At 71.0% G+C, this 14,200-nt stretch carries 14 protein-coding genes; 1 reads left to right on the top strand and 13 read right to left on the bottom strand.

What is annotated here, in order from left to right; translation table 11 throughout:
* Both AC792_RS14175 and AC792_RS14170 read right to left on the bottom strand, forming a co-directional pair.
* Positions 1–370, bottom strand: a 370-nt coding sequence (locus tag AC792_RS14175; protein ID WP_200903417.1) for a histidinol dehydrogenase, incomplete at its 3' end; no start/stop codon positions are given.
* A gap of 79 nt (positions 371–449) precedes the next feature.
* Positions 450–977: a hypothetical protein gene (locus AC792_RS14170; RefSeq protein ID WP_049831143.1), complete on the bottom strand. Its 528-nt coding sequence runs from the start codon at positions 975–977 to the stop codon at positions 450–452.
* 134 nt (positions 978–1,111) lie between these two features.
* Between AC792_RS14170 and AC792_RS14165 the strand changes: the two genes are divergently transcribed.
* Positions 1,112–1,642 carry a flavin reductase family protein gene (locus AC792_RS14165; RefSeq protein WP_326948332.1) on the top strand — a complete coding sequence of 177 codons (531 nt, stop codon included), beginning with the start codon at positions 1,112–1,114 and terminating at the stop codon, positions 1,640–1,642.
* A 51-nt stretch (positions 1,643–1,693) separates the two neighbouring features.
* Here AC792_RS14165 and dnaE read toward each other — a convergent pair whose 3' ends face one another.
* The 11 genes from dnaE to murC form a co-directional block, all read right to left on the bottom strand.
* The gene (dnaE, locus tag AC792_RS14160) at positions 1,694–5,233 is read right to left on the bottom strand and encodes a DNA polymerase III subunit alpha (protein WP_268753388.1); all 3,540 of its coding nucleotides are present in this window, start codon (positions 5,231–5,233) and stop codon (positions 1,694–1,696) included.
* A gap of 173 nt (positions 5,234–5,406) precedes the next feature.
* Positions 5,407–6,348, bottom strand: coding sequence for an RluA family pseudouridine synthase (locus tag AC792_RS14155; RefSeq protein ID WP_442853625.1), 942 nt, complete (start codon positions 6,346–6,348; stop codon positions 5,407–5,409).
* Positions 6,335–6,916, bottom strand: coding sequence for a signal peptidase II (gene lspA, locus AC792_RS14150; RefSeq protein WP_082177771.1), 582 nt, complete (start codon positions 6,914–6,916; stop codon positions 6,335–6,337). Before lspA ends, AC792_RS14155 begins: the two co-directional genes overlap by 14 nt.
* 224 nt (positions 6,917–7,140) lie before the next feature.
* On the bottom strand, positions 7,141–7,818 hold the full coding sequence (locus AC792_RS14145; protein WP_049831142.1) for a DivIVA domain-containing protein: 678 nt from the start codon (positions 7,816–7,818) through the stop codon (positions 7,141–7,143).
* Positions 7,819–7,956: 138 nt separating this feature from the next.
* A complete protein-coding gene (locus AC792_RS14140) occupies positions 7,957–8,250 on the bottom strand; it encodes a YggT family protein (protein ID WP_049831141.1) in 294 nt (97 codons plus the stop codon).
* Between the two features lie 60 nt (positions 8,251–8,310).
* On the bottom strand, positions 8,311–8,844 hold the full coding sequence (locus AC792_RS14135; RefSeq protein WP_049831140.1) for a cell division protein SepF: 534 nt from the start codon (positions 8,842–8,844) through the stop codon (positions 8,311–8,313).
* 94 nt (positions 8,845–8,938) lie between these two features.
* Positions 8,939–9,700, bottom strand: a complete 762-nt coding sequence (locus AC792_RS14130) for a YggS family pyridoxal phosphate enzyme (RefSeq protein WP_049831146.1) — start codon at positions 9,698–9,700, stop codon at positions 8,939–8,941.
* The gene (locus tag AC792_RS14125; RefSeq protein WP_049831139.1) at positions 9,697–10,440 is read right to left on the bottom strand and encodes a polyphenol oxidase family protein; all 744 of its coding nucleotides are present in this window, start codon (positions 10,438–10,440) and stop codon (positions 9,697–9,699) included. The genes AC792_RS14130 and AC792_RS14125 overlap by 4 nt, the downstream gene beginning before the upstream one ends.
* 3 nt (positions 10,441–10,443) lie before the next feature.
* Positions 10,444–11,652 (bottom strand): cell division protein FtsZ, encoded by a 1,209-nt coding sequence (ftsZ, locus tag AC792_RS14120; protein WP_049831138.1) that lies wholly within the window; start codon positions 11,650–11,652, stop codon positions 10,444–10,446.
* 205 nt (positions 11,653–11,857) lie between these two features.
* Positions 11,858–12,763, bottom strand: coding sequence for a cell division protein FtsQ/DivIB (locus AC792_RS14115; protein WP_049831137.1), 906 nt, complete (start codon positions 12,761–12,763; stop codon positions 11,858–11,860).
* Positions 12,760–14,199 carry a UDP-N-acetylmuramate--L-alanine ligase gene (gene murC / locus AC792_RS14110; RefSeq protein ID WP_049831145.1) on the bottom strand — a complete coding sequence of 480 codons (1,440 nt, stop codon included), beginning with the start codon at positions 14,197–14,199 and terminating at the stop codon, positions 12,760–12,762. Before murC ends, AC792_RS14115 begins: the two co-directional genes overlap by 4 nt.
* Position 14,200 lies beyond the last annotated feature (1 nt).

Here is a 14,200-nt window from a genome sequence, read left to right as displayed (position 1 = left end):
CGGGGGCCACCTCCACCTCCACGTCCGCCGGCAGCCGGGCCGACGCGAAGGCACGGGCCCGGGCGATCGCCTCCTCGAGGGCCCCGCGCACCGCCGGGTCGAGCCCGGCCACCGCGTCCTCGATCACCGCGGCGGGAACCCTCGGGTTCCCCCGCCGCACCCCGTCGAAGCGATCGGCAAGATCCCGCGGCGAGTCGAAGCCGCGGGTCCGGACGTCGTCGATGATGGCCTGCACCGCGGCCTCGGAGGACTGCTCGCTCACGGCTGCCCGGGGCAGCACGCCCGCGAGCTCGCCGGGGGCCAGCGCGGTGCCGCGCAGGTCCAGGACACGGAAGTCGACCACGGGCAGGGTACTGGGTGCTGGGATCACCGGGAAAGTCTACCGGGGCGCGGACACCGGTCGTGGCGTCGCGGGCATAGGACCTGCCGTGCGACCGGGGCGGCGGGGCTCAGATCCGGCGGCGTGCGAGTCCGATCAGCGCGGTGACGAAGACGATCACCGCGACGGTCGCGGGCCAGATCACCAGGACGCCGAAGGAGTGCAGGCCGAAGTCCGAACCGGGCACGTCGTCGCGGCCGTGGGGTCCGAGGAGGAAGGCCAGGGCCTCCCCCGTGAGCAGTGCGAGGACGGAGCCGGCCATCGACCCTCCCACCGCGGCGAGGATCCTGGCGACGATCCCGGGCAGTCCGAGCCTGAGCGCCACGACCAGGCCGATCCCGATCCCCGCCAGCAGGTGCAGCCCGGCGAGGGTGAGGTCGCGGAGCAACCACTGCCGTGCGTCGGCGGGGTCACCGAACAGGCGGCCCGCGGGGGACAGCAGCCACCACACGACACCGATCACGACCCCCAGGAGGACCGTGGACCCGAGCCACCAGAACACACCGGCGGGCGGGACGGCGCGACGATCCTCGGCGACCGCGTAGACCGGGGGCGGGTAGTTGCTTGCTCCGGTGTCCGGGTGCTGGCTGGCGCGCATGACTTCTACATTAACAAACACCCCACCTCCTCCCGCGCGCACCTATCGTGGGAGAGACGCGCCCCCGCCCCCCCCTCCGGGGCGGGGGCGCGCCCCGCCGTCCTGGAGACGTCGTCGACCCCGAAGGAACTTCCGTGAACACCCCCAGCGCCGAACGGGCCGCCCTGCCGACGCCTGCCGAGCAGCACGGCGAGACCTTCCGGGAGGTCTTCCGCCGTCACGCGGCCGGGGTGGCGATCATCACCGCCACGTACGACGGCGTGCCCTACGGCTTCACGGCGACGTCGGTGGCCTCGCTCTCCGCGGATCCTCCGAGGTTCTCCTTCAACATGGCCCGGACGTCCTCCTCCTGGCCCGCCGTCGCGAACACCAACTTCGTCGGCGTGCACATGCTCAGCACTGAGAACGAGGGCCTCGCGAACCGCTTCGCGCGGACCAAGGACAGGTTCACCGGGGACCACTGGGAGCCGGGTCCGGAGGGGGTACCGATCCTCAGGGACGTCGCCGGCTGGCTGGTGGGCAGGATCAGCATGCGCCTGTCCTTCGAGAACAACGCGGTGGTGGTGGCCGAGGTGGTGGCCGGAGACCCGGGACCGGACGGCGCCCCCCTGCTCTACCACGGCGGGAGCTACGGGACACCCACCGCGACGGACTACGTCATCTGAGACACGCCGCCGGCCGGAGCGCCGGTCCGGGGCACCCGCGGGCGTCCCGGATCATCCCTCGAGACAGGCGGGCCCGAGCAGTACCTTCAGATCACCGATCAACCCGGGGCCGGGGTTGACCCGGAGGTCCACCCCGAGCTTCATGACCTCGATCTTGCGCGACCCGTTGAGCCGGATCAGCACCTCGGTGGTGCCCGGGTGCGTCCGGAGCACGTCGCCGAGCGCCGTCACGGCCGTCTCGGTGGCCTTGTGCTGCAGCATCGAGATCACCACGGGGCCGGAGTGTCCCTCGCTGAGGTCGGGGACGGTCAGTTCCTGCGCGTTCAGCATCACCGCGCCGTCGTCCCGGCGCTGCAGGCGTCCGCGGACCACCACGATCAGGTCCTCGGCGAGGACCGCCGAGATGGGGCCGTAGACCTGGCCGAAGAACATCACCTCCATGGACCCGGCGAGGTCCTCGATCTCCGCCCGGGCGTAGGCGTTGCCGCTGTTCTTCGCGATCTTGCGCTGCAGCGAGGTGATCATGCCCGCGATGGTGACGATCGCACCGTCCGGGGGCCCCTCCTCGCCGCTGACGGACGGGATGGAGGAGTCCGCGTGCTGCCCGAGGATCCCCTCGAGCCCCTGCAGCGGGTGGTCCGAGACGTACAGCCCGAGCATGTCGCGTTCGAAGGCGAGCTTGTCCTTCTTGTCCCACTCCGGCAGATCGGGGACCTCCACGGAGAGCCCGCCCACGGTGTCCTCGCCGTCGTCGAACGCGCTGAACAGATCGAACTGGTTGGCGGCCTCGTTGCGCTTGAGCACGATCACGGAGTCCACCGCCTCCTCGTGGATCATCGCCAGGGCGCGCCGCGGGTGGCGGAGGGAATCGAACGCGCCGGCCTTGATCAGCGACTCGATGGTGCGCTTGTTGCACACCACGGCGGGGACCTTCTGGAGGAAGTCGCTGAAGGACGCGAAGGAGCCCTTCTCCTCCCGGGCCCCCACCATCGCGCCCACCACGTTGGCGCCGACGTTCCGGATGGCCCCCATGCCGAAGCGGATGTCCCTGCCCACGGGGGTGAAGTTGACGCTGGACTCGTTGACGTCCGGCGGCAGCACGGTAATGCCCATCCGCCGGCACTCGTTGAGGTAGACGGCCAGCTTGTCCTTGTCGTCGCCCACGCTGGTGAGCAGCGCCGCCATGTACTCCGCCGGGTGGTGCGCCTTCAGGTACGCCGTCCAGTAGGACACCAGTCCGTAGGCCGCGGTGTGCGCCTTGTTGAACGCGTAGTCGGAGAACGACTCGAGCACCACCCACAGTTTGTCCATGGCCGCCTGGGAGTACCCGTTGAGCTTCATGCCGGCGAAGAAGTCGGCCTGCTGCTTGTCCAGCTCGGACTTCTTCTTCTTGCCCATGGCCCGCCGGAGCATGTCCGCCTGCCCGAGCGTGAAGTTCGCCAGCTTCTGCGCGGCGCTCATGACCTGCTCCTGGTACACGATCAACCCGTAGGTACCACCGAGGATCTCCTCGAGCGGGCCCTCCAGCTCCGGGTGGATCGGCTCGATCTCCTGCAGACCGTTCTTGCGCAGCGCGTAGTTGGTGTGCGAGTTCACGCCCATGGGTCCCGGCCGGTACAGCGCCAGGACGGCGGAGATGTCCTCGAAGTTGTCGGGGCGCATGAGCTTCAGCAGCGAGCGCATGGGCCCGCCGTCGAGCTGGAACACCCCGAGGGTGTCGCCGCGCGCCAGGAGCTCGTAGGAGGCCGCGTCCTCCAGCTCGAGGTCCTCGAGGACGAGGTCCTCGCCCTTGTTGGCCTTGATGTTCTCCACGGCGTCGGAGATGATCGTGAGGTTCCGCAGGCCCAGGAAGTCCATCTTGATGAGTCCGAGCCCCTCGCAGGTGGGGTAGTCGAACTGCGTGATCACCTGGCCGTCCTGCTCGCGGCGCATGATCGGGATGATGTCGATCAGCGGGTCCGAGGACATGATCACACCGGCGGCGTGCACGCCCCACTGGCGCTTCAGGCCCTCGAGCCCGAGTGCCGTCTCGAAGACCTTCGCGGAATCGGCGTCGGTCTTCAGCAGCTCGCGGAGCTCCTCGGCCTCCGAGTGCCGCTTGGCCCCCTTGTCGTGGACGTCGGCCAGGGCGATCCCCTTGCCCATGACGTCCGGTGGCATGGCCTTGGTCAGGCGCTCGCCCGTGGAGAAGGGGTAGCCCATCACGCGGGAGGAGTCCTTCAGTGCCTGCTTGGCCTTGATGGTGCCGTAGGTGACGATCATGGCCACGCGCTCGTCGCCGTACTTGTCGCTGACGTAGCGGATCACCTCGGAGCGGCGACGATCGTCGAAGTCGACGTCGAAGTCGGGCATGGAGACGCGCTCGGGGTTCAGGAAGCGCTCGAAGATGAGCCCGTGCTTGAGGGGGTCGAGGTCCGTGATGCGCATGGCGTAGGCGACCATGGACCCCGCACCGGAGCCGCGGCCCGGGCCCACGCGGATGCCGTTGTCCTTGGCCCAGTTGATGAAGTCCGCCACCACCAGGAAGTAGCCCGGGAACCCCATCTGGGTGATGACGCCCACCTCGAACTCGGCCTGCTTGCGCACGTCGTCGGGGATGCCGCCGGGGTAGCGGTAGTGCAGCCCGGTCTCCACCTCCTTGACGAACCAGGACTGCTCGTCCTCGCCCTCGGGGACGGGGAACACGGGCATGTAGTTGGCCTTGGTGTTGAACTCGACGTCGCACCGCTCGGCGATGAGCAGCGTGTTGTCGCAGGCCTCGGGGTGGTCGCGGAAGATGGCGCGCATCTCGGCCGGTGACTTCAGGTAGAACTCGTCGGCGTCGAACTTGAAGCGCTTGGGGTCCGCGAGGGTGGAGCCGGACTGCACGCACAGCAGCGCCGCGTGGGCCTTGGAGTCCTCGGCGTGGGTGTAGTGGAGGTCGTTGGTGGCCACCAGCGGCAGACCGAGCTCCCCGGCGAGCTTGATGAGGTCGCTCTTGACCCGCCGCTCGATGTCCAGCCCGTGGTCCATGAGCTCGCAGAAGTAGTTCTCCGCACCGAAGATGTCACGGAAGTCCGACGCCGCCTGCTTCGCCTCGTCGTACAGTCCCAGCCGGAGCTTGGTCTGCACCTCGCCCGAGGGGCAGCCCGTGGTGGCGATGAGCCCCTTGCCGTAGGTCTGCAGCAGGTCGCGGTCCATGCGGGGCTTGTAGAGGTAGCCCTCCAGCGAGGCCAGGGAGGACATCCGGAACAGGTTGTGCATGCCCTCGGTGGACTCGGACCACAGGGTCAGGTGCGTGTAGGCACCGGCACCGGAGACGTCGTCGCGCCCTCCCCCGCCCCACTGCACGCGGGTGCGGTCCGCACGTGCGGTCCCCGGCGTCAGGTACGCCTCGACGCCGATGATCGGGTTGATGCCGGCGGCCCTGCCCTTGCTCCCGAAGTCGAACGCACCGAACACGAACCCGTGGTCGGTGGTGGCGAGGGCGTTCATCCCGAGTTCCTCGGTGTGGCTGAACAGGTCCGTCAGCCGGGCCGCGCCGTCGAGCATCGAGTACTCGGTGTGGTTGTGGAGATGGACGAACGAGTCGGACGATGCTGAATTGGCCACTGATCGATTGTAGTGCCGGCGCACGCCCCCGGGATGGCCCCCGGACGTCGCACGAGGTCACCCCGGCGTGTCACCCGCGACCCCGGCGTGTCGTCCCGGACCCCCGCGGGATCACTCGTCACAGGGACGGGCGCGGATCGTCCCCACGGGGCCGGGACCCCCGGCCCGGGGTTCTACACGAGGCCGTCGGTCAGTGCGGTGAGCGCGTACGCGAGGTCCACGGGGTAGGGGCTGGTGACCTGCACCGGCTCACCCGTGCGGGGGTGGGCGAACCCGAGGCGGTGTGCGTGCAGCCACTGCCGCGTGAGCCCGAGCTCAGCCGCCAGACGCGGGTCCGCACCGTAGGTGAGGTCCCCGGCGCAGGGGTGGCGCAGCGCGGAGAAGTGCACCCGGATCTGGTGGGTGCGCCCGGTCTCGAGGTGGACCTCCACGAGGCTCGCCCGCCCGAAGGCCTCCAGCACCTCGTAGTGCGTCACCGAGTCCCGCCCGCCCTCGAGCACGGCGAAGCGCCACTCGTGGTGCGGGTGCCGGCCGATCGGGGCGTCGATCGTGCCCTTCAGCGGGTCCGGCAGACCCTGCACCACCGCGTGGTACACCTTCTCCACGGTGCGCTCCTTGAAGGCCCGCTTGAGCGCGGTGTACGCCGGCTCGGTCTTGGCCACCACCATGGCGCCCGAGGTGCCGACGTCCAGCCGGTGCACGATCCCCACCCGCTCGGGTGCGCCCGAGGTGGAGATCCGGTACCCGGCGGCGGCGAGGGCACCCACCACGGTGGGGCCGACCCAGCCCGGCGACGGGTGGGCGGCCACCCCCACCGGCTTGTCCACCACCACGAAGTCGTCGTCGTCGAGCAGGATGCCCATGCCGTCCACCGCTTCGGGGATCACGGCGCGCGTGTCCTGCGGATCCGGCAGGCGGACGTCGATCCGGTCCCCGGTGTGGACACGATCCGCCTTCCCGAGCGCGGAGCCGGCGCATCGGACCCGTCCGTCCGCACACCACTGGGCCGTCGTCGTCCGTGACACCCCGAGCAGGCGTGCCAGGAACGCGTCCGTACGGCTTCCGGACTCGGCCTCCGGCACCACCACGGTCTCCTGCAGGTCATCGGGGCCCATGCGGCTCCCCCTGCCCGGGATCCACGGTGCCGTCCGTCGTGTCCGTGGGCGCCGTCCCCGCACTCGCGTCCCGGTCGGCCGTCGAACCGGCGGCGTCGTCGATGTCGTCGGTACTGCGCCGTCCGTCCAGGCCCACCCCGCGCAACGTGTGCAGGCAGATCAGCACCACACCGCTCACCACCGCAGAGTCGGCGATGTTGAAGATCGCGAAGTTGGGCAGCGCGATGAAGTCCACCACGTGACCCTGCCCGAACGACGGCTCGCGCAGCAGGCGGTCCGTCAGGTTGCCGGTGGCACCGCCGAGCACCAGGCCCAGGGCCGACGACCACCCCCAGGTGGCCACCTTGCGCACCTGCAGCAGGAGGACCACCGTCACGGCCACCATGATGATGGTGAACACCCAGGTGTAGTCGGTCCCGATCGAGAAGGCGGCGCCGGGGTTGCGGATGAAGTGCCAGTTGAGCAGCGGAGGGAGCACCGGCGTGATCTGGCCCTCGCGCATGGTGTCCACCACCCACCACTTGGTGAGCTGGTCCAGCGTGTAGGCGAGGAGCGCGCAGAGGAGCATGACGACGCCGAAGCGTCGCGGGGGCGGCCCGCGGACGGGGCCGGCCCCGCCAGGTCCTGCGGGGGCGGGCTCGGGGCTCTGGTGCACGGTGACGGTCCTCCGGGCTGGGCGGGGGACCGGGCCGGGGCGGCCCGGGCGGCGGCGGCGGGCCGGCTCCCCGGGACCATGTCCGCGGAGCCGGCCCGTCGTCCGGAGGGCCCGGAAACTGTCCGGGCCCCGGCCTGCTAGGAGGCGTCCGTCCCGGTGGTGAGCGGGGTGTGCGAGTCGAGGTCGGTCAGCTGACCCTCTATGTAGGCGCGCAGCCGGAGGCGGTAGTCACGCTCGAAACCGCGCAGCTGCTCCACCTGGCGCTCGAGCACGGTCTTCTGCTGCTCGAGGTCGCTGAGGGTCCTGCGGCTCTTCTCCTCCGCGGCGTCGACCATGCCGGTGGCCTCGAGCTGTGCCTCCGAGATGATCCTGTCGCGCTGCTCCACCCCCGCGTTGACGTCCTCGTCGTGCAGCCGCTGGGCCATGGCGAGGGCGCCCGCCGCGGACTGCGCGGACGGGGACGGGGCGGAGACGGAGGACGCCGCCGAGGTCGTCGGGGCCGCGGTGGTCTCCACGGCATCCTCGGTCGCGGCCGGTTCGACGACGGCGGGGACATCCGCGGGTGCTGTGGTCCCGGTCCCGTCCGAGAGGTCCTCCGTGCTGGCGGAGACCGGCGCGGGCACGGTGGTCGACGTCGGCGCGGGCGAGGAGGTGTCCCCGGCCTTGCGGCGCAGTTCCTCGTTCTCGGAGTTGAGGCGGCGCAGTTCCACCACGATCTCGTCGAGGAAGTCGTCCACCTCGTCCTGGTCGTAACCCTCACGCAACCGTGTCGGCTGGAATCTCTTGTTGACGACGTCTTCTGGCGTCAGAGCCATCTGGTCACCTCTCACTGATAGGAGCCCGGCCCGCTCGGGGGCGGGCATGGCTGCGGAACCGAACTGTGGATACGGGCGCGGATGCGGATCCGGGACGCCGTGGATCAGCGTATCCGGTCCCGATCCGCATGATGAAACCTAACGCAGGGCCAGACCCCGGGTCACGGCCATCAGCACCAGCACCACGATGAACAGGACGAGGAACGCGAGATCCAGCTGGACACCTCCCAGCCGGAGCGGCGGGATGAGGCGCCGCAGGGCCCTGATGGGCGGGTCCGTGGTCGAGTACACCCCCGAGGCGAGGACCAGCGCAGCCCCCTGCGGACGCCACCCGCGCGCGAAGCCCTGCACCGCGTCGTAGATGATGCGCAGGATCAGGGCGAGCTGGAACAGCATCAGTACCAGGTAGATCAGGGCGAATACCAGACTCACAGAGCGGTTCAGTCCTTCGGGCCGTGGTGGCGGTCATGGGCGGCCGGGAGGGGCCGGGGCTCAGCTCTGGTTGAAGAAGCTGGTCTGCCCCTCGCTGGCCTTCAGGTCCTCGCCGAGAACTTCAATATACGACGGCGAGAGCAGGAACACCTTATTGGTGACCCGCTCGATGCTGCCGTGCAGTGCGAAGACCAGCCCCGCGGAGAAGTCGACGAGGCGCTTGGCATCCGACTCGCCCATGTCCGTGACGTTCATGATCACGGGGATGCCGTCGCGGAAGCTCTCGCCGATGAGCTTGGCGTCGTTGTACGAGCGCGGGTGGACGGTGGTGATCTGCCGGAGCACCGAGGAGTCCTCCCGCGAGGAGGGAGCACGCTTGATGGGTGTCACGGGGGCACGGTACTCGTCCGCCGGGGCGAGGCGCGCGGCTGCCGGCGCGGGCGTCGGTGACGGCTCGAAGGTGCGTTCGTCGCGGTCGTAGTCCACTGGGTCGTCCTCGTTCCTGCTCGGCGCACTCTTGGTCTCGGGTTCGTAGTGCTCGTCACCGTCGGCGAGCCCGAGGTAGATCATCGTCTTGCGCAGTGCGCCGGCCATGGTGACTCCTGTCGGAAGAGTGTGGATCGGTCCTGCACGGAGGCAGCCGGGCGGCCGCCCGGGAGCTCACCGGAACGCTGCATCAGCCTCGACGCTACCCCACCACGGGTCGAGGACCGAGAACATCGGAACCGATCCGCAGGTGTGTCGCCCCGGCGGCGACAGCCTCTTCCAGGTCCCCGCTCATCCCGGCCGAGACTGCCGTTGCTCCCGGCTCAACAGTACGCACGGTGGCGGAGATGTGCATCAGGCGCTCGAAGGCGACGGCGGGGGGCATCTCCCGTGGCGCCACGGCCATCACCCCGGCCAGGTCCAGGACCTCGCTCGCCAGGACCGCCTCGGCGAGCACCTCGGCCTCCTGCAGCGACGCCCCTCCCCTGCCACCCGGGGCCGCGTCGTCGTCCAGTGCGAACTGCAGGAAGCACGCGAGGGCCGCGCGATCGGCGAGGCCCTCCGTGCGCCGTCGCTCCCGCTCCTGTGCCACCGCACGGTCCAGGGCCCCGACCAGGGGGACCCGGTCCACGGAGTGCACGGCGGAGGCGTACCGGGCCACCGATCTCGCCTTCTTGGTCTGGAGCTGGCCCACGAAGTGCCAACGGAGTGCGAGGTCCTCGAGCTCGGCGGCCTTCGCGGCGGCCTCCTGGTCGCGGTTCTCCCCCACGTCCAGGACACCGAGACCTGCGAGGACGCGGACGTCGGAGGCCGGGAAGAACTTGGTCACCACCACGAGCCGCGGCTGGGGCCGCATGGCTGCCGTGGATGCCACCCGGATGCGCTCCTGGACCGCGGCCAGCCGCTCGGCCAGCTCGAGCGCACGGGCATCCTCCGCCTGCGCACCGGCCCCGGGAGCGCTCATGTGCGCCACACCAGGCCGGCGATGCGCCCGGCGCCGGGCTCACGCCGGTGCGAGTAGAGCCCGGTGTTCTCGAGCGTGCACGCACCGCCCGCCACCGGCACCGGCGCGATCCCCACCGAGAGCCGATCGAGCTGGCCACGGACGGCCGCGGGGAGATCGAGCGCAGGAGTACCCGCCCGGGTGCGTGCCTCCGCCTCGGGGAACTCGGAGGCGAGCGCGCGCATCATGGCTTCCGGGACCTCGTAGCATTCCCCGCACACCGAAGGACCCACCCAGGCCGTCAGCTCCCCGGCGCCGTGCCGCCGCAGGGCACGGACGGCGTGTCCCACGATCCCGTTGGCCACACCGGCCCGGCCGGCGTGGACCACGGCCGTGGGGCCGGCGTCCGCCCCACGACCGGTGTCCGCCAGCACGATCGGCACGCAGTCGGCCACGAGCACCGCCAGCGGGTGGCTCCCGTCCGGGGACGCCAGGGCGTCGGCGTCGGGGGCGTCCGAGGATGCCGTGACGTCCGCCACGCGGTCGGAGTGGGTCTGGCTCATGAAGCGCAGCGAGGACGGCGCAACACCCATGCGCTCCTCCAGCCGCCTGCGGTTCGTCCGCACGACGTCGGGATCATCTCCGACGTGGAGCGCGAGGTTCCCCGCCGCCGTCGAGGTGAAGGCCACCCGGAGACCAGGCAGCACCTCCGCGTCCCAGGAGAACGCGGAGGTGCTTGCGGAGGGTACGCCCTGGTCCACCGACTACTTGAGGAAGTCGGGTACGTCGAGGTCGTCCGAACGGCCGCGGGAGAGGTCGGGCTCCACGATCGCGGGGAGGTCGACGTCGAAGCCCGAGTCGGCCGGGACGGGCTGCGTGTTCTGCGTGCGCTGCTGGGACCAGGCACCGAGCCCTGCCGATGCCGCGCCGCCGCTGCGCTGCTGCTGACCCGAGGAGGAGCCCACGCTCGGGGCCACGGCCGGCCGTGAGGCGGGAGCCGGTGCTGCCGCGGGCTGCGAGGTGGCATCCACCTGGTCGAAGCCGGCCGCGATGACGGTGACGCGGGCCTCGTCGCCGAGGGCGTCGTCGATCACGGCACCGAAGATGATGTTGGCCTCCGGGTGCGCGACCTCCTGCACGAGGCGGGCGGCCTCGTTGATCTCGAAGAGACCGAGGTCCGAGCCACCCTGGATGGACAGCAGCACGCCGTGCGCGCCGTCGATGGACGCCTCGAGCAGCGGGGAGGCGATGGCGAGCTCGGCGGCCTTGACCGCGCGGTCCTCGCCGCGGGCGGAACCGATGCCCATGAGCGCGGACCCGGCGCCCTGCATCACGGACTTGACGTCGGCGAAGTCGAGGTTGATCAGACCCGGTGTGGTGATGAGGTCGGTGATGCCCTGGACACCGGAGAGCAGCACCTGGTCCGCGGAGCGGAACGCGTCCAGCATGGAGACGTTGCGGTCGCTGATCGAGAGCAGGCGGTCGTTCGGGATCACGATGAGGGTGTCGACCTCCTCGCGGAGGGTGTCGATGCCGCTCTCGGCCTGGTTGGAGCGACGACGCCCCTCGAAGGTGAACGGACGCGTGACCACACCGATGGTCAGGGCGCCGAGGGAGCGCGCGATCCGGGCGACCACGGGAGCGCCACCGGTACCGGTCCCGCCACCCTCGCCCGCGGTGACGAACACCATGTCGGCCCCGCGGAGCACCTCCTCGATCTCCTCCGAGTGGTCCTCGGCGGCCCGGCGGCCCACCTCGGGGTCCGCCCCGGCACCGAGACCGCGGGTGAGCTCGCGGCCGACGTCGAGCTTGACGTCCGCATCGCTCATCAGGAGGGCCTGGGCATCGGTGTTGATGGCGATGAACTCCACACCCCGGAGTCCCACCTCGATCATGCGGTTGACGGCGTTGACGCCACCGCCGCCGATGCCGACGACCTTGATGACGGCCAAGTAATTCTGCGGTGCTGCCACGTCCTGTGTCCCTTGTTCGAATCCATGTGCTGTACGGGGGCTGCCGGGGATCCGGCCTTGATCTTCGCTCTGCACAACGTTAACGCTCAGGTTGAGGGTTAACGTTATGTCAAGTAATTTCTATGGTCGACGCTAGGTGCATGAGCGCCAGGTTGCAAATGTCCCGGGTCTGCGTGTCGATCGGCGCGGACCGGGCACGGCCGCGTCAGCGCGTCACCGGCCGGTCCGGGGTGCTGACGTCGAACTCCCGTACCGCCGGGTCCGTCTCCGGGAGGGCCAGCAGCGCCTCGAGCACGAGGGCCTTCTCCGCACTGCGCTCCGCGCTCCCCCAGAAGATCCTCCGGTCGCCCGAGAGGGAGAGCCTGATGGAGTCCACGCTCGAGGCCGACGCACTGTTCAGCCTCGCCAGCACGGGTGCGGGGAGCTCGGCCAGGACCGCCGTGATCGAGGAGAACACCCCGGTGTTCACGGCAGCGGTACCGCCGTTGATCAGCGGGAGCTGCACCTCGTCGCGCTGCGCCACCGTGGCGAGCTGACGCCCCTCGGCATCGATGAGCACGAACTCCGGACCGCTCTGCAGCACCGCCACGGGCACGCGCTCGCGCACGGTGACCACGAGCGTGGACGGCGGTTCCGCGGAGATGGTGACGTCCTCGAGGGGAGGCTCGTCCGCGAGGAGGTCCCGCACCTGGTCGTGCGAGATCCTCGTCAGGGAGATCCCCTCCAGCGGCGCGAGTGCCGCCTCGACCTCGTCGGTGCCGATCAGGGTGTTGCCCTCCACCACCACGGTCCGCAGCGCCAGTGCCGGGGAGAAGACCGCGTAGGCCACCACGCCCCCCAGCACCAGGACCACCGCGAGGACGGAGAGGACGGTGTTGCGCACCCGGTGCGACCGTCGGGGGGCCGGGAAGTCGAGCACCTTCGCCCGCCGGGGCGAGCGCTCCCCGAACGGGTCCCCGAACGGCGCCGCAGGACGGTCCCCCGGCAGGTCGGCCGCATCGTCCGGGTCGGTGGCGCCGTCGTCCTCCGGCCCGGCGAGCGGCCCGGCGAGCGGCCCGGCGGACGGACGGGTGGGGGACGGACGGGCGGGCGGGGGTTTCCTCGGGCTCACGCGCCCCCCTCCTCCGGAGCGGCGCCCACCTCGCGACCGGCCAGCAGGGAGACCAGCCGCACGCCGTACTGCGTGACGTCACCGGCACCGATGGTGAGGACGACGTCCCCGGGGCGTGCGGCCCCGACCACGCGGTGCATCGCCAGGTCCGGGTCCTCCGCGTAGGCCGCATCCGCGCCGGGCATGAGATCGGTGATGGTCCACCCGCCGACGTCCTGCACCGGGTCCTCCCGCGCCGCGTACACGGGCAGCACCGTCACGGTGTCCGCCAGCGCGAGGGCCGAGGCGAAGCCGGCCGCGAACTCGCGGGTCCGCGAGAAGAGGTGCGGCTGGAAGAGCACATGGACGCCGTGGCCCCCGGCGACCGTGCGCGCCGCCGTCAGCGCGGCCTCCACCTCGGTGGGGTGGTGCGCGTAGTCGTCGAACACCCGCACGCCGTCACCCTGCCCGCGGGCCTCGAAGCGACGCGCGGCCCCGGAGAAGAGCGACAGCCCGGCGGCGGCCACCGCCGGGTCCACCCCCAGTTCCAGGGCGACGGCGAAGGCGGCGACCGCGTTCAGGACGTTGTGCCGCCCGGGGACGCCGAGCTGCAGCTCCTGGGCGGCGTCCATCCCGTCCACCACGAAGGAGAGCACGCTGTTGCTCGTGCTGCCGACGGCCCGCGTGGCACCGATCCGGATGTCCGCCGCCTCGGAGTACCCGTAGGTGCGTACGCGGCGCGTGGGCGGCTGCCCGGCCACCAGGGCGGCGGCCCCGGCGTCGTCGGCGCACGCCACCAGGACGCCGTCGTCGGGGAGCCGGTCCGCGAAGTCCGCGAACACCGCGTGCACGGCGTCCGCCGAGCCGTAGTGGTCCAGGTGGTCCGCCTCCACGTTGGTCACCACGGCGAGCTGCGGGTCGTAGTTGAGGAAGGACCCGTCCGATTCGTCGGCCTCGGCCACGAACACCGGCCCGCCGGTCCACTCCGCGTTCACGCCGAGCGCGGCGACGTCGCCACCGATCGCGAAGGAGGGGTTCAGGCCCGCGTTGCGCAGGAGCACGGTGATCATGGCCGTCGTCGTCGTCTTGCCGTGCGTCCCGGCGACCGCCACCGTGCGCCGACCGCCCATCGCGGCGGCGAGCGCCTCGGAGCGGTGCAGCACCGTCAGGCCGATGCGGCGCGCCTCCTCGAGCTCGGGATTGGTGGCGCGGATGGCCGTGGAGACCACGACCGTGCCGGTCCGCGGCACGGACGCGGCCGTGTGGCCCACCGTCGCCGCGGCGCCCAGCCCTGCGAGTGCGCGCAGCCCCCGCGAGTCGGCGGCGTCCGAACCGGACACGCGCACCCCCCGCCCGAGGAGGACCCGTGCCACCGCGGACATCCCGGCCCCGCCCAGACCGATGAAGTGCACGGGTTCCTCGAGGAGCAGATCCTCGGAATACTGGCTGCCGGTCATC

The sequence above is a fragment of the Arthrobacter sp. RIT-PI-e genome, from assembly GCF_001187915.1.
In the GTDB taxonomy this organism is placed as follows: Bacteria; Actinomycetota; Actinomycetes; order Actinomycetales; family Micrococcaceae; genus Arthrobacter_D.
Note: the sequence above shows the minus strand (reverse complement) of the source record. Positions and strands in the feature narration are given on the sequence as shown.